This is a genomic window from Streptomyces sp. NPDC046909, from assembly GCF_040644695.1.
GTDB lineage: Bacteria > Actinomycetota > Actinomycetes > Streptomycetales > Streptomycetaceae > Streptomyces.
This window is the reverse complement of sequence record NZ_JBEYXC010000016.1, coordinates 30,848-48,705: the sequence shown is the minus strand read 5'-3', so window position 1 is coordinate 48,705 and position 17,858 is coordinate 30,848. Positions and strand designations below refer to the sequence as shown.

Annotated in this window: 18 protein-coding genes and 2 tRNA genes; 15 read left to right on the top strand and 5 right to left on the bottom strand. The window is 66.1% G+C overall.

The annotated features are described in order from the left end of the window. The first annotated feature begins 257 nt into the window (after positions 1-257). The 14 genes from ABZ928_RS39815 to ABZ928_RS39750 all read left to right on the top strand — a co-directional run bounded on the left by ABZ928_RS39815 (position 258) and on the right by ABZ928_RS39750 (position 8,637). Complete coding sequence (locus tag ABZ928_RS39815; protein ID WP_361530026.1) at positions 258-665, top strand: hypothetical protein; 408 nt, start codon at positions 258-260, stop codon at positions 663-665. Between the two features lie 175 nt (positions 666-840). Further along, positions 841-1,227, top strand: coding sequence for a hypothetical protein (locus tag ABZ928_RS39810; protein ID WP_361530023.1), 387 nt, complete (start codon positions 841-843; stop codon positions 1,225-1,227). A gap of 113 nt (positions 1,228-1,340) precedes the next feature. Next, complete coding sequence (locus ABZ928_RS39805) at positions 1,341-1,709, top strand: hypothetical protein (RefSeq protein ID WP_361530020.1); 369 nt, start codon at positions 1,341-1,343, stop codon at positions 1,707-1,709. A gap of 166 nt (positions 1,710-1,875) precedes the next feature. Beyond that, positions 1,876-2,424 (top strand): hypothetical protein, encoded by a 549-nt coding sequence (locus ABZ928_RS39800; protein WP_361530017.1) that lies wholly within the window; start codon positions 1,876-1,878, stop codon positions 2,422-2,424. Between the two features lie 2 nt (positions 2,425-2,426). Continuing rightward, entirely contained in the window at positions 2,427-2,786 is a 360-nt protein-coding gene (locus ABZ928_RS39795) for a hypothetical protein (RefSeq protein WP_361530014.1), read from the top strand. Between the two features lie 932 nt (positions 2,787-3,718). Then, the gene (locus ABZ928_RS39790; RefSeq protein ID WP_361530012.1) at positions 3,719-4,324 is read left to right on the top strand and encodes a hypothetical protein; all 606 of its coding nucleotides are present in this window, start codon (positions 3,719-3,721) and stop codon (positions 4,322-4,324) included. Positions 4,325-4,349: 25 nt separating this feature from the next. Beyond that, positions 4,350-4,423 (top strand) — tRNA-Leu (locus tag ABZ928_RS39785). 232 nt (positions 4,424-4,655) lie between these two features. Beyond that, positions 4,656-4,730 (top strand) — tRNA-Ile (locus ABZ928_RS39780). Positions 4,731-4,805: 75 nt separating this feature from the next. After that, entirely contained in the window at positions 4,806-5,156 is a 351-nt protein-coding gene (locus ABZ928_RS39775; RefSeq protein WP_361530010.1) for a hypothetical protein, read from the top strand. Positions 5,157-5,346: 190 nt separating this feature from the next. Continuing rightward, positions 5,347-6,540: a DUF932 domain-containing protein gene (locus ABZ928_RS39770; protein ID WP_361530007.1), complete on the top strand. Its 1,194-nt coding sequence runs from the start codon at positions 5,347-5,349 to the stop codon at positions 6,538-6,540. Between the two features lie 247 nt (positions 6,541-6,787). Next, positions 6,788-7,165 carry a hypothetical protein gene (locus ABZ928_RS39765; protein WP_361530004.1) on the top strand — a complete coding sequence of 126 codons (378 nt, stop codon included), beginning with the start codon at positions 6,788-6,790 and terminating at the stop codon, positions 7,163-7,165. Positions 7,166-7,232: 67 nt separating this feature from the next. Then, positions 7,233-7,469 carry a hypothetical protein gene (locus ABZ928_RS39760; RefSeq protein ID WP_361530001.1) on the top strand — a complete coding sequence of 79 codons (237 nt, stop codon included), beginning with the start codon at positions 7,233-7,235 and terminating at the stop codon, positions 7,467-7,469. 8 nt (positions 7,470-7,477) lie between these two features. After that, positions 7,478-7,960 carry a hypothetical protein gene (locus ABZ928_RS39755; RefSeq protein ID WP_361529998.1) on the top strand — a complete coding sequence of 161 codons (483 nt, stop codon included), beginning with the start codon at positions 7,478-7,480 and terminating at the stop codon, positions 7,958-7,960. A 239-nt stretch (positions 7,961-8,199) separates the two neighbouring features. After that, on the top strand, positions 8,200-8,637 hold the full coding sequence (locus tag ABZ928_RS39750) for a hypothetical protein (RefSeq protein WP_361529995.1): 438 nt from the start codon (positions 8,200-8,202) through the stop codon (positions 8,635-8,637). A 427-nt stretch (positions 8,638-9,064) separates the two neighbouring features. Here the strand turns inward: ABZ928_RS39750 and ABZ928_RS39745 are convergent, their stop codons facing one another. Beyond that, positions 9,065-9,559, bottom strand: a complete 495-nt coding sequence (locus ABZ928_RS39745) for an NUDIX domain-containing protein (RefSeq protein ID WP_361529992.1) — start codon at positions 9,557-9,559, stop codon at positions 9,065-9,067. Positions 9,560-9,596: 37 nt separating this feature from the next. Next, complete coding sequence (locus ABZ928_RS39740; RefSeq protein WP_361529989.1) at positions 9,597-10,934, bottom strand: radical SAM protein; 1,338 nt, start codon at positions 10,932-10,934, stop codon at positions 9,597-9,599. A 63-nt stretch (positions 10,935-10,997) separates the two neighbouring features. Here ABZ928_RS39740 and ABZ928_RS39735 point away from each other — a divergent pair, with 63 nt between their 5' ends. Further along, positions 10,998-13,199, top strand: coding sequence for a tetratricopeptide repeat protein (locus ABZ928_RS39735; RefSeq protein ID WP_361529986.1), 2,202 nt, complete (start codon positions 10,998-11,000; stop codon positions 13,197-13,199). Positions 13,200-13,202: 3 nt separating this feature from the next. Here ABZ928_RS39735 and ABZ928_RS39730 read toward each other — a convergent pair whose 3' ends face one another. The 3 genes from ABZ928_RS39730 to ABZ928_RS39720 form a co-directional block, all read right to left on the bottom strand. After that, positions 13,203-14,189: a C40 family peptidase gene (locus ABZ928_RS39730; RefSeq protein WP_361529983.1), complete on the bottom strand. Its 987-nt coding sequence runs from the start codon at positions 14,187-14,189 to the stop codon at positions 13,203-13,205. Between the two features lie 7 nt (positions 14,190-14,196). Continuing rightward, positions 14,197-15,246, bottom strand: coding sequence for a replication-relaxation family protein (locus ABZ928_RS39725; protein ID WP_361529980.1), 1,050 nt, complete (start codon positions 15,244-15,246; stop codon positions 14,197-14,199). Positions 15,247-15,348: 102 nt separating this feature from the next. Beyond that, complete coding sequence (locus ABZ928_RS39720; RefSeq protein WP_361529977.1) at positions 15,349-17,694, bottom strand: DUF87 domain-containing protein; 2,346 nt, start codon at positions 17,692-17,694, stop codon at positions 15,349-15,351. Between the last annotated feature and the right edge of the window lie 164 nt (positions 17,695-17,858).

Genomic DNA, 17,858 nt, shown 5'->3' with positions numbered 1-17,858 from the left:
TGCCAGTCGAGTCGTCGCGGCCGCATGGCAGCATTTTCTGCGCGCCCAGAAATGGTTCGCGAAATTTCTTGCCTGATCGGTAATCTGGCGCTTTTGGGTGACGTATTTATATGAGAGCGAATCGGGGATTGCGTGGACGTCTCATTACGCTCTCCGGGCCCTGACCCTTCCGACTGAGCTCCACTTCAGCGCGCGTCTCGTACGTGCGCTGATTGGGGTGCTCATGCCGGAGCCCCCATGACCCGTTGGAGAGGATCATGGAAACCGCAAGTGCGATCGAGTTAGTTGATCACACGGTCTACAAGCCGGGTTGGACGTTCACCGCCCGCGAGCACACGAAGAGGTTCGAGAGTGCCATCGTCGTGCGCGTGGACTACCCGGCACGCAACAGCAACCGGGACCAGGCTCCGGCTGGTTACCCGGAGGAGATCACCACGTACGCGGAATTCCCGCTGGTGGTCAAGGACTGCACCGACGAGGACCTGTACGCGGCTCTCCTCCAGGTGATCATGTCCATCGAGGAGCATGAGGCTCGGGAGTTCCTACGCGTGCGACCGACCCACTGGGCGCCCTTCCACCCGCATCGAGTCGACGGCATGCGCCGTTGGGCGGCCCGCAACGGCAGGAGCGACTTGCTGCCTGATCTTCAGTTCGGCATCGCGTGATGTACGACCGGACCGGGTGTCTGATCGGCTGGTGCGCCTCGACCGTGTGTGCGCTCACCCCGGCCCTCCTCTCTGCGCACTGGTGAGCCTGCCTGCCACGTGGCATGGGTGCGGCACCTCTGCAACGGGGTGCCGTCGCCCGTCCGTTGCAGGCACGTGATCGAGGAGAGGGATCATGCGGCTCATCCATGACGCCACCGCGTCCGCCGTTGAGCCGGGCACCACGATTCACATGGTGTCCGGTCCGAACGCGGGCCAAGCGTGGCGGTTCGAGAAGATCACCGAGCACGCGACCGATGGGCACCGGGTTCATGTCTCGCGGTCGCATTCGAGGCTCGGTCGGATTCACCGGGAGTTCCACCCCGGGTTGTTCGGCTGCTCGGTGGTCATCGATGTCCAGTGGTACGCGGACCGGCAGCGCTTACTGCGGGCTGTTGGCCGCACAGCCGCGACGGGGTTGAGCGCGTTTGGTGCCGCCGTCGTCGCCTGGCTGGTTCATGAGTACGGGAATGCCGAATGGGGCGGAGTCCTCGCCGTGTTCGGCGTGCACGCCGGGAGTTGACCGCTGGGCCATGGGGCGCGCGTCCATGCCGGGACGCGCGTCCTCCTGGTCTCGCTTGCCTTAAGACCCCCGCCATGCCGGGCGGGACCGTGATCAGCTGGAGAGGACTGATCGTGGACACTCTGACCACGCTCGCCGTGGCCTCCCTATACGACGCGCTCTTCCTGAACGGTGGGTTCACGATCATGGCCTGCCCGGACGGCAGCGCGCACGTCCCTACTGAGGGCTACGCCGTAAGCATCACCTCGACACAGCACACCATCTCCGCCGCTGCACCCTTCGATGCGTTCGCAGAACTGGTCCACAGCGTCACGGACCGGTACGGAGACGCCGACGGCCTGGGCGGCTGGCTGGCCGACGGCGTGATCTACATCGACCCGGTCGAGGTCATCCCCGACCGGCAGGCCGCGACCTTAGCCGGAAAACAGCGAGAACAACTGGCGATCTTCGACCTGGCCACAGGAGCGGAGATCGCCTTGTAACTGCTGGGCCGCGGAAGGCGGATCCGAAGCTGGAGTACGCCTTCCTGGATGAGGGCCTCCAAGCTCGCCAGCGGGGATGCCGCCCCGTGGCGCCCGCTTCTGGGAAGCGGCGCCTGGCGCCTTGGTGGCCCTCACGGTCCCGTGTCTTTGGAGAGGAACAGGACCTGTGAAAAAGCTTGCCACGCACTCATGGGCAGCGCGAGAGGCGCTGGCCCGGCGCGAGCCGTTCCATACATACGGCGCCTTTCGCGCGGTGGACGGCTACTCGCTTCCGTTCGGCAACCGGTTACCGTCCTCCCGGCAGGAGAAGTACCGTGCCGACCGGGACGAGATCATCTACACCGTCCTGAGTTACCAGACCCCGATCGCGTGGGCGCTGCGCTCCGGGGAGATCGTGGTCCCGGACGTCAAGTACTCGCGCACCACCGCGGGTCACCAGAGTCTGTTGTACGCACTTCGTCAACCCGCGGACGGCCCGCTGGCCAGGGCGGCTCAGGAGGAGCGGCAGGCGGCCCGTACGCGGATCGCGCGACGCCGTGCACCTGCTGCGCTCGGCAAGTTCGGCGACCCGGCGGCAGTGCCCCCGACCATCGTGGCGCGTATCGATGATGTGCTGTCCCGCCCCGTGCCGGCCAACTCCGGGGAGGCTGCGATCTACAGCACGGAGTACCTGGAACGCCGGGACGGCGCCGCTCAGTTGTCAGAGGCGGCGTGATCGTGAGCTACACGATCGAGGTCACTCGCAGCGTCCTGAGCTACCGCACCCCGACAGGGGTCACCCAGACCGGTGACCGTAACGGCGGGGCGTGGATGGACGGCGATTCCCGCGTGATCGAGCAGCCGTCCACGACCGGCGAGACATACGACGAGTACGACGCGGAGTGGTGGGAGGGCGACGTGGTCGCCTGGGCCATCGACAAGATCGACCGCACAGGCGTGACCGAGCCATCCACCTATCCGATCGGCGATGCCGTACCCGAGCACGCCTGGCTCAGCGGCAGCTACGAGGACCCCTATGAGAGGGACGGCAAGGTCACCGAAACATCCGTACGGCTCACCGGCGACTGGTCCCCTTAGCAGCGCGCGGAAGTCTTCCGCGCGGTGAGTCATGTCTGACGCGCGCGCTGCCCGGCTCCGCGCAGCGGTCGCAACGCACTGACCAACAGAGACTCCCGCACCCCCTCAACTCGCTCCCCACCCTGAGGGGGTGCGAGGCCAAGCGTGGGGCGCCGCCGTGCCGGGCGGCGCCCCTGCCATCCGGCCGTCGTGCTCACGCTCACCCCTTCTCTCGGCCAATCGGAGGTTCTCCGCCATGACCATCGCTGCCCGCGCCGCATCCGCTTACGAGCTGCTGCGACAGCACTCCACCCATCCGCTGATCTCCGATCACCGCGCCGCCGATATCGCTCGGACGGCAGCACGCCTGGCCGCACTATTGGGCATCGATCTGGCTCACGTACGGCCGAAGCACAGTTGGAATCATCTGTCGTTGCCGCTGTCGCCGCTCACGCTGTACGCGAGTGATCCGGACGACCCGCAGCAGGTCTACTGTCGTTGCCGCTGTCGCCGCTCACGCTGTACGCGAGTGATCCGGACGACCCGCAGCAGGTCTACACATTCTCTTACCGCGACCCGCTCTACGACGATGAGCCGTTTTACTATCTCGGCCCTTGCCCGGATTGCGGAGCCATGGTGCCGCTCGCCGAGGTCCGCAGCTTGGCGGAGCTCGGGGCCTTTCTAACCGTCGGGCCCCCGCCTCTGCCGGACGACGGAGGTCTGCCGGTCGGTTACCCCGACGAGTTTGATCGGCACCCTGCGCACACTTCGTCCTGCCGGTTCTGGGGCGAGTAGAGACCGGCCCCGGTAATGCCACAAACGGCCTTCCGAGATCGGTATTTGGCGGATTTTCGGAGCCGTATTTAAGTGAGAACGGGGGAGTCATCGCCCCCGGATTTCATTCGGTGATGCGTGCACCCCATCTCCCCTAATCGGCAGGAGGGAGGCAAGTCATGATCTCCGTCAGTATTTCTGAGGAGACGCGCGAGCAGTACATACGAAACATCATCGCTACGTGGCGGGCCGCTACTCCGGCGCAGATTGAGCGTGGCCGCATGTGGTACCGCACGGCGCACGACCTTGCAACGCAGATCACCAAGGGCGACGCACGGGCGGGTGCAGGCGTCCTTGCCGCACTCTCCGCCAACAAGTCATGGTCGGAAAATTGCCGGTTAGCCCATCAAGCATACGAAACCGGCGTACCTTCTGGTCATTTCCAGGACGCGTTGAACAAGGTCGCCAGGATCATGGCGGGGGAAGACCCCGCGGATGTGCTGCCGATGGAGCGCAAGACGGGGATGTTCTTCCGCTGCATCACGGACCCGTTCGACCCCGATGCGGTGGTGATTGACCGTCACGCCCACGACGTAGCGGTGGGGGAGACATACGGCCAACGCGACCGAGGTTTGGGAAGCGCCCGTCGGTACGCCCTGCTGGCGCACTGCTACCGCGAGGCCGCCCATCGGCTCGGCGAACTGCCCAGCACAGTGCAGTCGGTTACCTGGGTCGTCCACACGGACCGCATCGCGGGCACCGGCACGCGTGGTCCTCGTAGATGAGCACGTCGGCCCCAGTGCAACATTCGGGCCCGTAGCTCAGTGGCAGAGCAAGCGTCTTAAAAACGCAGAGTGTCGCCGGTTCGATTCCGGTCGGGTCCACCCCTCGCGGACTATTCGTGTGCTATCGAAGCATTTTTTGAGTTCCTCGCTTCACCGTCCCGGCCGCTGGGCTGGATGTTCAAAGCTCCCGGGCACCCCTCCTCTCCCTCCTCGGGGTGCCTGGGTCCCATTGCAAACCTGATGAGCCGCCAGAAGCGCTTACGGCCGTGTTTCGGGCCGCTTCAAGGGCTGTTCTCCAATACTCACCCCCGGGAGTGCGGTCTGTGTGCTCGGTTGCGTAGCTCAGTTGGTAGAGCGCCGGTCTTATAAGCCGTTGAGGTCGCGGGTTCGAGTCCCGCCGCAACCACAACCCGATAAAGCCAGCTTCAGGAGCAAATCGAGTGGCCGCATCAGTTCAAGGAGATAGCCAAGGAGTCGGACCGTGGCCAACAACGGTTGGGAATGCGACAAGGGGGACTGCACGAGGTTCCCCACTTACGCCCTGCGGACGGACCGGTTGACGAGCACTTTCGAGGTGTGCAGCTTCCACGTCACCTGGGCGATCAAGTTCTTCATGGAGATGCACGGCCGCAAGGTCGAACCCTTCGTCATCTCGAAGATCGCCTTTCGGCGAGAGACCAGCGCGGCGGTACCCGCGATCAAGGCCGAGTTGCTGAACGAGGCCGCCGACCGCATCCAGGAGACGGTCACCGTCCAGAACCGAAGCGAGGAGCACGGCAGGGACCGTGCTATCGAGCTGCTGCGCGACATGGGCCAGGAGCCTCGCTCGTGAGCCGCAAGGGCACTGGCCCGCGTGCTGGTTCAGCTTCGGCCGCTGCGCCGAATCCGGCCCAGTGGCGCTCACCGCGCTGCTCGATGAGTCCGGGCCCCACCGCTGGCGCGGAATGCACGTCCCGATGACGGGGCCGTTGAGACGGCCCTCGCCAATCACACCGTCAAGCAGGTCATCAAGGAGTCGAACCATGGGAACCGACGTCAACGACGCGTTTACACAGGAGAAGACGAGCCAGATCGAGGCCGTGCAGGAGGAGGCACGCGCGTTCCAGGGGCGCATAGACCGGGGTGAGATCGCGCCGATCGGTGACGACCGTTACCGCGTCCTCACGGGCTGGGACGAGGGCGAGACCTTCACCGTGCGACGCAACACCGAGGGACGAATCTGGCAGATCCTCGCCCAGCACGGTCTGGACACCACGACCGGCGGCGCTGCCCTCTACACCAGCACGCCCGCTTGGCACGGCCTGGGCGCCGTGATCCCCGGCGGGATCACGGAGATCGACGAGGTGCTGAAGCTCGCTCGGATCGACTGGGAGGTGAGCAAGAGGCCCGTTCTATACGAGTGGGATGACGGCCTCCGCGCCGCTGCTGACCACTACGTCACGGTCCGCAGGGACTCAGGCGACGCCCTCGGCGCCGTGGGCGGCCGGTACGAGGTTTTCCAGAACCGGCGCGTCTTTGAGTTCCTTCAGGAACTTGTTCACCGCCACGACGCGGTCTGGGAGTCGGCCGACGCGCTGCGTGGGGGCCGGAAGGTCTTCGTAACCATGCGGATCCCCCAGCCGATCGTGATCGACCGTGGTGGCCTGGACGACGAGATCACCCTCTATCTCGCGGCGATCAACTCCCACGACGGTACGTCTCAGGCCGAGTCCATTGTTACGCCGTGGCGGATCGCGTGCGGCAACACCGAGCGCTTCGCGACCCGGGACGCCGTGCACCGCTGGGGCATCCGGCACACGAAGGGTGGCCTGTCCAACTTGGAGGAGGCCCGCCGGACCCTTGGCCTGACGCTCGCCTACGCGAAGTCGTTCGAGGCCGAGGAGAACGAGCTCGTCCGCGCGGAGCTGCTGCTCGACGACTTCCACGCGCTGGTGGACAGCCTGTGGCCGGTGGACGAGGACGCCAACGGCCGGGCCAGGACATTCGCGCAGAACCGGCATGACGAGCTGGACGGGATGTTCCGCGAGCAGTTCCGAAACCTGGGTCGGACGGCCTACGCGGCCGAGCGGACCATCACCGACTTCCTTGACCACCGTGCCCGCGTCGTGCCCCGCAGCCTGAGCGAGGACCTGGCGCGTGCACAGCGGTCGCTGGAGGGGACGAACGACGACCTGAAGTCCAAGGCCCACCGTCAGCTGCTGCTCCATGCCCGGTGACGAGCGTGCACTCACTGCGCACCGTAGGTCGGGCGGGAAGACGAGGGGGTGTTCCACCACCCCCTCGTAGAGCAGCGCCTCGACGCCGAGCAATCGTCAGCGCAACAAATCCGTGCCAGAAGGGAGGGAGGACCTTTCGTGGAACCGTTCATCCTGCACGAAGAGGAGGTGATCAGAGGCTCGCGACTGGCTGACCGAACTCGTGGTCGCCCACGAAATCGATGTCGGCTTCGGTGAAAGGAGCTTCATGCGGAGCGCCGACTCCCCGCCCATTGGGATGGCCTGGCGCCCCACAGACCCCGGCGAAGAAGACGGCGCGTTCCTCCTGGTCCGTACGGCGCAAGCGGCTGGCCTGGTCACCAGCACCGAGGGGATGACCATCACCTTCGAGTTCATCGACGACGGCGATGAAGGAGTCTTCCGGTGGCTTCTGGACGTCATAGCACCGACTCCGCTGAAGCTGGCGTCGGTGTCCGAGGCGATGGCCGTACTCGTGGAGCCGGAGGTGTCTGGAGTGCCCGCCGCCATGGCAGTCCTGCGCGAAGCCGTTCGGAGGGCTAACCTCCTCGTTCAGCAGCTGTCGGACTATGTCGCGGCCAGGAACATGCCGGGCCACGGCAGCTGACCGCCGTGCCGAATACCTTCGGGCGTTCCGGCTGCGGGAGACTGCCTAAGAGCCTGGAGGTTGGACGTTGCAGATCGACCTGAGCGCGGTACGGCAGACCGTGCGGGAGCTGGCCGAGCGGCTGGAGGAACTCGACGGAACGGTCGTGGACGAAGCACCGACACGCACCGGCTCGCGCCAGCGCACCGAAGTGAGCCGCAGCCTCCAGTACCTCGCTCACCTCGGTGACCGAAGCTCCGTCGAAGTCATGGACGTCTTCTATGCCTTCAGGCGCTGGGACGGGGACCGACCGGCCGGGAAGTGAGCAGCCGGATGAACCACGCCACCGAGATCCTGCTGCGCGACGTCACGGACCGTCTGGAGCGGGCGATCGAGGAGCGGGACTGCCCGGCCATGGTCGCGCTGCAGGGAGACCGGACCTTGGTTCTCTCCGACTTCGACTATCTGCGAGATGACCCGACCGCCCAGGCATTCGAGCACCGCGCGGCGGACAAGGCACAGCAGATTCATGCCTCCCGTTTCGCCTTCGCCGTCCCGCAAGTGTGGCTGTTCGCCGACGACGCCGTGTACGGCCGGGCAGTTGCCAACCTGCCCCTGCGGGAGGGCGAGCAGGAGCTCATCGCCTGGATGACCTACGACGCGGACGACGGAGTGGACTACGGCTATCTCCCGTACGCACGTCGCCCAAGTGGCGAGCCGATCTTCGATGAGCATGAGGTGATCACCCTCCCGGTTCAGCCGTACGACGACTACCCGGGCCGCCACCTGCTGCGATACCTGACCCAAGGCCCGTGAGTCTTCAGAAACTCAAGGTCACATGTCAGCTGGCGGAGTGTAGGTGTTCGAACAGGAGATATTCGTACGGGATCCTGGGCCTGGATCCTGGGGCCGCCCCTACCAGGCGTCTGTGAGGACGGGTAAGTCGTCTGGGGACAACTACTCGTGTCTCGCGATCAACCGCCACACGTTGACTTCTGTGGCCGTCGCGTGCCAGAGGGTACGGTGGCCCCCTCGGCTGCTACCAAGGGGGTTTGATGGAAGCGGAGTTGATGGCACTCGCCGCCGCAGGCGCTACGGCATTCGTTCAGCAGATGGCGACGGACTCCTGGGCACAAGCACGTGACCGCATCGTCTCGTTCTTCTCGCATCATCGCGCCGGTGCGGAAGATCAGATCGAGGGGGAGCTAGAGACCTCGCGTGGAGAGCTGACGATGGCGATTGAGACTGGCGACCAGCAGACGGCCATGGACGTCGAGGCAGAGTGGCGTACGCGATTGCGGCGCATTTTGCTTGTCGACCCAGCTGCCGCCTCCGAACTGCGCGCAATGCTCGATGCCTTGGGGCCCACAGTGAATGGGCAACAGGTCGCGAATGTCCACAACACAATCAGCGGCGGCGTGCAGCACGGCACAGTGGTTCAGGCCGGCAATGTGGGCTCGGTCAACCTCGGGACGTCTACAGGCCAGGTCTGACCTCGAGTCATCAGTGGGGTATGGCGGCTGATTGGCCTGGCGCTTCGCCCCCTTTGTCCCGTATGGCTGCCGACGGAGTCGCCGCCTCACGCTGCGGCTGCGCTCGGTTCCACGGGCCAGGAGTAGCGCGCCGCTCCTATGTTCTACTGCGGGACCGTCAGATCACCCGATTCTACTGAGCACCCAGGTGCTAGACCCACGCGCCCCCGGCTCGGGCAGAGGCATCTGGTCAGGCTTCGCGATCAGTTCCTCACTCGGCCCGTATCCATAACTACCCCACCACCCCGAGGGTGCACGGCTGGCGCTCCAACACGGCCTGGCGAATCGCTGGCTGCCTGAGGTGCTGATGTGTACCGATCCGCCGCTCCTGCGATTACAACTGCCGTGCATCCGGTTAACTTGCGTGAGGATCGACGATCCAGAAGACCTAACGATTCGGAGTATCGGTCATAATGGAAGGGCTTGTCGGGTGCGGTTCGTCATGTCCCCAACCCAGCACGCTGAATGGAACTCCTGCCTGATAAGCCGCAATTCCGGCGGCGGGGTAGGAAATCGTCGCCTCGGGCAGGCCGTCCAGAGGGAACCACTCGACCGCCGAGCATTTAGTCGGTTCACGGTTGACCGGCTCGCCGTGCCATTGGGTCGCCTCGAAGAAGAATCCCACTCGCGGCTCTTCGCCCGGGTGTTGGACATGGATCGCGTGCACACATCGGAGGTCGGCAGTTTTCACCATGATGCCCACCTCTTCTCTGGCCTCCCGAATGACCGCAGTCTCGACGGACTCCCCCTTCTCGACCTTGCCGGAGGGCAGGTGCCACATGCCATCGCCGTAGCTGCCTCGGCGTCGGGTGAGGAGAACGTTCATGTCCCGCACCAGTAGTAGATGGACGTCGATGATCGCGCGGTGTTGTGAACCGTTCACCTTCTCGCCTTCCGTTGGCTTGTCGGCAGAGTGGAAGTCACCCCGCAGTAGGCAGCGTCGGGAGGACGAGGCGCTCGGGCCACAGCGCATCGACCATGCCCCTCAGCATCTCGTACCCCTGCTGCACCACGGCGAAATCCTCCGTCGTGCCCCACCAGTGCTCGTGGTTGTGGTGGATGTGGTAGCGGCGCCAGTCTCCATCCCAGTCGGCGTCGCGATCGGTGTGGTGCAGGTCGAATTCGTCTGGATGTTCGTACACATAGGTGCCAGGCAGCGGCACGAACCGCAACAGCGAGACGCGTTCGATGTCCGGCGCCAGCTCGTTGAGGAGCCGCATGGTAGCGCGGGTCGTCTCCAGGTTCTCGCCGGGGTAACCATGAACGAGAAATACCTTGACCTTGATGCCGACCTGGCGGGCCATCCGGACGGCAGAACGTATCTGTTCCTGCTTGGTGTCCTTCCGCATGGCCTCGAGGATTGCTTCGCTGCCGGACTCCATGCCGAACTTGACCTCAATGCAGCCGGAGGTCGCCATGGCCTCCAGGAGGGCGCGATCCACGGTGTCGACTCTCGACAGAGCAGACCATTGGAGGCCGAGATCCTCGATTGCCGTGCATATGTCGCGAACCTTTTGCTTGTTGACGACAAAGTTGTCGTCGACGATGGCGAATCCATCGATGCTATAGGAGCTGACGAGGTGTTCGAGCTCGTGCCGGGCGCTGGCCCCTGACCGATACTGGATACGGGTCTGGGCTGCCGCGCAGAAGCGACACGGGAACGGGCAACCGCGGCTGAACATGACGTGCGCCATGCGCAGGTCGGTGGTGGACACGCGATCGGACATCACGAAGTCGTCCGGGTTGAGTAAATGTCGGGCAGGTAATGGCAGTACATCGATGTCCCGCATCAGCGTGCGCGGTCGGGTCCTGACCGGTTCGCCGTTATGCATGTGGCACACACCGGTCACGCGATCAAATCGTCGGCTTGTGACCTCGTCCAGGAGGTCCAAGAGGGTGGCCTCCCCTTCTCCGATGCCCACTACGTGCGGTGCGATGTCGATCAGTGTCCGTTCCGGGTAGAAACTCGGGTGCACCCCGCCAACCATGATCAGCGGGTCGTCCGCGTACAGGCTGTCGATGCGAGCCTGCTTGATGACCCCGTACGTGGCCGAGGATGGGATACTGAAACCGACAGCCTCGAAGCACCTGAGATCCAACGTCCAATGCTCGTCGGTTACCGCGAACACCGAGACTTCGTGCCCGGCCTGTTCGGCAACAGCAGCAAGGTACATGACCCCGAACGGCGGGAACTCCTTGCGCTTCTCCTTGAAGCGGGCAAGGTCGTAGACCTCCGGATACACGAGGGCAACGCGCATGACTTCCTCCCGTTGGTTGCCGTACGGCAAGGTGGTCGGGTGATCGGGAGTGCAGAAGAACCCATGAGAGAGAACCCGGTGGTTGCCAGCTCAGCTGAGGACGATCAGACGGCCAAGACTCGCAACCAGGTGGACGGCGCGGTCAGTGGAGCGGTCGTGCAGACCGGTTCGCTCCACGGAGGGGTGCACATCCATCAGGCTACGCCCGCACAGATCGTGATTCCACGGCAGTTACCGGCGGCAGTGCGCCATTTCGTCGGGCGCGACCGTGAGTTGCACTCCTTGGCCAAGCTGCTCGGCAGCGCCGGAGCGGGCGCCGGTACGGTAGTGATCTCCGCCATCGACGGCACCGCCGGGATCGGCAAGACAACCCTGGCATTGCATTGGGCTCACCAGGCCGCCGATCGTTTCCCGGACGGCCAACTCTATGTGAACCTCCGGGGGTTCGATCCGACGAGTGCGCCGATGCCGCCGGCCGAAGCAGTGCGTGGTTTCCTGGACGCCTTCGAGGTGGCACCGGAACGGATTCCGGTCAGCCTCGACGCCCAGGCGGCGCTGTACCGGAGCCTGCTGGCCAATCGGCGGGTCCTGGTGGTACTGGACAACGCCCGGGATGTCGAGCAGATCCGCCCCCTGCTTCCGGGCAGCGCCACCTGTCTGGTGTTGATCACCAGCCGCAATCGGCTGTCCAGCATCGTGGCCAAAGAGGGTGCCCATCCACTTGCCCTGGATGTATTGACACCCGACGAGGCCATCATGCTGTTGGCTCATCATCTCGGCGACAACCGAATCGCGGCCGAGCCGCAGGCTGCCCTGGCGTTGACCGAGCACTGTGCTCGGCTCCCCCTGGCCTTGTCGATCGTGGCCGCTCGCGCGGCAACCCACCCGCATTTCCCGCTCAGTGTGCTGGTGCGAGAACTGCGGAGCGAACAGGATCGGCTTGATGCCCTTGACGCCGGTGACCGGGATACCAACGTTCGAGCCACCTTCTCCTGGTCCTATCGCACTCTCACACGACGGGCCGCGCGGCTGTTTCGGCTGCTCGGCCTGCAGCCCGGCCCCGATGTGAGCCTTCCCGCCGCAGCTAGTCTCGCTGGTGTCCCCACACCGCAGGCTCGCGCATTGCTGGCCGAACTCACCCAGGCGCGATTGCTCGACGAATCCGAACCCAGCCGGTATAGCTTCCACGACTTGCTGCGCGCCTACGCCGCCGAGCGTGCCGCGAAAGAGGACTCCGAGCAGGACAGAAGCACGGCAATGCACCGGATTCTTGATTACTACCTGCACACCGCCTTCGCTGCTGCCATGATCCTTGCCCAGCACCGGAAGCCCCTCGCTCTGGACCAGCCGCAACATGGTGTGACGCCCACCGCCGTACACGACTATGGACAGGCGACGTCCTGGTTCGCGGCCGAACATTCCACGCTGATCGCCGCCGTTGAGTACGCCGCCGACAACGGGTTCGGCAGTCACGCCTGGAAAATCCCCTGGACTCTTACGACCTTTCTCAATCGGCGTGGACGCTGGCACGACTGGGTTGCCACCCACGAGACCGCCTTGACTTCGATCGGAAGTACGGACGACCTCGCGGCCCGAGCCCAGACCCACCGCGGCCTCGGCCGTGCTTACAGCCGTCTGGGGCGCTACGACCACGCCCTTGTTCATTTCCGGAAGGCTCTCACTCTGTACCGAGAGCTTGATGACGATGCCGACCAGGCGCGCACCTATTACGCCCTCAGCCGGGCCTCTGAGCGGCACGGAAGATACGAGGAAGCACTTGGTTACGCTCAGGAAGCTTTGAACCTCTATCGCGCTGCCGGCAACGATGTGTGGCAGGCCCGCACCCTCAATTCCGTAGGCCGAAACCATGCCAAGATCGGACGCTATCAACAAGCTCTTACGTACTGTGAACAAGCTCTGGAGATACTTCGCGACCGCGATGACCGTGCCGGTGTAGCGCAGACCCTGGACAACCTCGGCTATGCCCACCGCCATCTCGGCCAGCACAGCCGCGCAGTCGACGACTACCAGCAGGCATTGCAACTGTTCCGTGAGCTGGGTGCGCATTACGATGAAGCCGTCACCCTCGATCAGCTCGGTGACACTTATGCCACCACCGGCGACCAGACCAAAGCCCAGAGAGTCTGGCAGCAAGCCCTGGAGATTTTCGAGCGCCTCGGCCACACTGACTCCGAAACGGTCCGCAGCAAACTCATGGGCGTTGATGCCGCATCCAAGTTCAGCGATGCGGACAGGCTGGCGTGAGATTCACCCACGATCTAGTGCGGTCTGTTGCATCGTTTCCAATAGCCGAGCTTCGGTTGGCCTAGTCGCACCGGCGTAGTCGTCTCCTTGATAGCGGTAGGGCTCGATCCGGATGGTCTTGCCGGGCCGGGGCGCGTCGATCATTTGGCCGTTTCCGATGTAGAGGCCGACGTGGTGGATGCCGCCGTTGGGAGTGCCGTAGAAAACGAGGTCGCCGGGCTTCAGGGGTTGTCCGGACTGTACTCGTGGGCCGGTATCGAACTGCTCCTGGGCGGTACGGGGCAGGGCGATGCCCGCTGCAGCGTACGCGGCCTTGGTCAGACCGGAGCAGTCGAAGCCGGCATCGCTCTTGCCGGGGCCGTCGCCGCCCCATTTGTACGGCAGCCCGAGCTGGCCTTGGGCGTAGTTGATCGCCTGCAGGGCGGCTGCGGTGGGGGAGGCGTCGGCGCCGAAGGCCGACCCGCTGGAGTAGGCCTGCGCCTGGGTCAGGACTTGTGAGACGTACCAGTCGGCGTGGTTGTAGGCGTAGACGGCGCCGGTGAGGTCGCGGCCACCGCGGGCTCCGGAGTCGCATAGGTACGCGGCAGCGGCGTAGACAGCGTCGTGCGCGTTGTACGGCGAGGGCGGAGTGGCTCCACCCTTCGGTAGCCGGTGTCTGGCGACGACGCTCTGGAAGGTGGGCAGGAGGAACTGCATGGGGCCCCGAGCCCCGGCGTAGTTCGCGCTGCTGTGGACGCCGGGAAGTGTCGAACGGCTATGGTCCGATTCAGTTTTGCCGACTGCGGCCAGGACCGACCAGTCCAGACCGGGGCAGGTAGTCGCGGCGTCCATGTAGAGGCCGAGGTAGTCGGGCGGGATGTCTGTGAGGGCCGCCCTGCTCGGCTGGGTACTGCCGCTGCCGAAACCCGACAGCAGGCCGCCGGTGCCGGCGGCGGCCAAGACGATGACCAGGACGACGGAACACAGGACGCCAATGCCTATCTTTCCCATGACAGGGTCACTGCCCAGGTCGGCGGGATGTCGGGCCAGGAGCCAGCGGGGGCGGCGGAGGCGGCGTTCGGAGATCGCCGGAGGCACCGCTGCCGGTCGTGATTGCGGGTGATGGGGAGGGGCCGAGCGGCGGCAGGTGCGGCCAGGCTCGGCCGAGTTCTGCAAGCCGGAGACGTTCGTAAGCGGGTTGGTGGGGGGTGAGGGGCTGCCAGCGGGCGGTGGAGGGATCGGAGGGGGAGCCGTTCGTGTGGAAGTCGGTGGTGGCGGTGGCGACGGGGACCCGTTCGGGGTTGCCGAGATTGCCGAGGGCCGTGGTGAGCGCTTGGCGGACGCGAGCCTCGCGACGAGTGGTGGGCATCCAGATCAGGACGGGGGTGGTGATGCCGGTGGCGGCGGCGAGTTGTGCGTAGCGGGGCAGTTTGGCGGCGACGCGGGCCGGGCGTTCCGTGGCGAGGTCGAACTCCAGGAACCACTCGAACTCGGCGTGCTGCTCTTGCCAGCGGCCGTAACCGTCAGGAAGGACGATGTCGCCGAAGTGACGTCGGCAACGGGATTCAGACCACCAAGCGGTGAGCTTTCCGGGGGCCCGGGGCTCACGGGAGCGGGCGATGAGGGCGGTGAAGAAGGCGTTGGTACCGACGGTGTGGGCCAGGTGCAGGGAGTGGGCCAAGCCGATGGCCCGCTCGTGCTTGTAGTTCAGGTCGCGAGGGTCGAGGCCGTCTTCGCGGGCCAGAACGGCGGCGCCGGCGACGTCGAGGACGTAGTGCATGGGCGCGCTGCCGGACGTGATGAAGGGCTGGAAGCGGTCCACCAGGCGCCACTTGTACAGCTGGAGCAGCCGGGTGTTGGCGGCGCGGGTGGACGGATGGGCGATTTCGGCGATCTGGTGGGTCGTGAGGACCTTGTGTTCGTAGAGCATGCGGGCCAGCCAGCGGTCGCGGTCGGTGAGGTGCCGGGAGAGCCGGGCGATGTAGTCGCCGGTGGTGGCGGCGCGATCGCTGAGGCGCTGAGGACGATGTCCGCGCAGGGCGCGTTGCTGGGTGGGATTGGTGATCACGGCTTGCACACCTCCAGTTGATGAGCGCAGGAGTAGTCGCTGGGGAGGTTCGAAGGGGCATGCGGCGAGTGGCCGGTCGGCCGCGGGTGGGAAGCGCGACGGTCAGATAGCGCGGCGCGGATCGACGGCGTTCTGCCCACCCGGCACCTGGCGGGTGGGGGATGGCCGTGGGTGGGCGTTGCGGCGGGCAGCGGCGCGGATCCGCTTTGCCCGGCCGGGGATTGCCGGGGGGAGCTGTTCCGTGACCACCGTGAAGGCCGGGGCTTCGGCTCCGCCGACCACCGGGCGGACGGCCGCGTGGAAGGCATCGAGGTTGGACAGGTCGTGCGCGGTCAGCCGGGGTTCGGTGTGCCGGGCGAGGTGGCGGGCGTCTTCCGGCGAGGCGTTGAAGAAGATCTTGGTGCGGGCGTTTGTGCTGATGCCCTCCTCCAACTCCTTGGGGAGTTGGCGCAGGTACTGGTGGGCGAGGGCCATCGACAGCCGGTAGCCGCGGGCCTCAGCGAGCATGTCCTCCAGCGGGTAAGGGAGGTTCAGGAAGTTGTGCGCCTCGTCCAGATACAACCCGGCGTCCTGCCGGTGGCCTTGGGCGATGTGGGCGCGGCGGGTAGCGGCCTGCCAGGTGCGTGCGACCACGATCGAGCCCATCAGGTGAGAGGTCTCGGTGCCCAGCGCGTCCTTGGCGATACGGACCAGGCAGATTCCGCCGTTCAGTACCTGGTCCATGTCGACAGTGGAGGGTCCTCCGGCGAGGGCGGCCCGGACGAAGGGCCGTAGCAGGAAGCCGCGGACCTTGTTCATCAACGGGGCGGTGACCTGGGCGCGGGCGGGACCTGACAAGGCGTCGTACCAGGTCCAGAAGCCTCGCAGCACATCGTCGTGGATCTGCTCGACGGCGCGTTGCCGGAAAGCGGGGACCGACAGCAGTTTGGGCAGGTCGGTGAGGACGGGCGTGCCGGGCAGCTCGCGCAGGGTGAGCAGGCCGGCGCGCAGGATGTCGTCGGTGCGTGGCCCCCAGGAGGAGGCATAGACGCGGGAGAAGATCGATACCAAGTTGTCGACGGTCCGAGCCGTGTCCACGCCTTCGAGCGGGTTGAGGACGGGCGGGCGATTCCTGCTGTCGGCGTCGAAGAGCACCACCCTCTCGCCCAACTCCTCGGGCAGGCGCATCAGGACGTCGGTGATCAGGTCGCCCTTGGGGTCGACCACGACCAAGCCGCGGCCCGCATCGGCGTCGGCGAGGATCATGCGGGCCATGAGCTCGGACTTCCCGGAGCCGGTGGCACCGAGGATGTGTACATGCTGGCGGGTGTCGGGAATCCGCAGTCCTACCGGGCGGGTGTGTCCCGAGTCCGTCAGGCCGATGGGCCTGACGGACGGGCCGATGGTGGCGATGCCGGGCGGCGGAGGTACGGCGCGGGCGCCGGCACGTTGTAGTGCGGGGATGGCCTCGTCCCAGGGCAGGTGTGCGACCGCGGCCAGCTCTGGGATGGACAGCAGGTCGCCGCCGTCGAGGCGGCGTTCGGTCAGGTAGGCCAGAGGGTGGCGGAGGCGGGCGCGGCGGTAGTAGTTGTGCTCGGTGAAGGCGGCGAACGCCGAGGCGATGGCGTGACATCGGCCGCTCAGCCGGTCACGGATCGCGGCGCGCTTTTCGGCGTCCAGGCCGTCGGGCACGGCCGCCGTGACGACGTAGCGGACACGGGTTTCGTACGAGGCGCCGCGCTGCTTGGCCACGATCACCTTGTCTTCGGCGGCAGTGGTCAGCGCGGTCTGCCGGTCCACCAGCGAGGCCGTCTGGCGGGTGCGGGTGCGCGTGTGCCGGCCGGGGGTGATCAGGTCGAGGAGGCGGCCGATGGGGCGGGCGGAACGGCCGGCACGGGTATGCCGGGCGGCTCGGCGGGCCTTCTTCACACGGCGTCCGGTGACGGGACGGGCCAGGATCTGGACCACGGCCTGCTCGTGAGGGCCGAGACCGACGGGCGCGCCGAGCAGAGCCCGGATCGGGTCGGCCGGGAAGTCGGTTCGGATGGGCAGCGCCTCGCTGCGGGCCAGCCGCAGGTCGCCCCCTGCGGCCTCGATCTCCTGCCGCGAGGCGGTGACCCGGCGTGGTGTCGGTGAGCAGCGGGTGTGGGCCCCGGGCCAGGCGGCTTCGACGGCGCGTTCCACCATCCCGGGCGGGACCACGCCGGGCACCCACAGACGCAGACGTATGGTCTCGCGGTCGAAGGCGTATTCCCAGGCCAGATGGGGCTGGCCGGTGAGGAGGCGGTGCCAGGCAGGCCGTAGGAGCCCGAGCAGGTTTGCCCATAGCGCTTCGGCGCCTGCCGGGTCGGCGGTGGGCGGGGGCAGCACACTGATCAGGCGGGCACCACGCGTGAGATTGTGGCGGCAGCGGCGACGCCACCACCAGCGCGCCCAGCCCAACGCGGCGACGGTGATGGCCGCGGCCAAACCGGCGACCGGTCCCCAGGTGACGGTCCAGCGCGTCGCATGGTCGAGAACAGTGTGGACAGTGCCTGCCGGATCGCGCAGATAGTTTTCCAGCGGGGAGTCGGGGCTGGCGGGACCAGAGTGCCGAGGTGTGGGGAGCGAATGGCCGACGACCATGGTGAGTG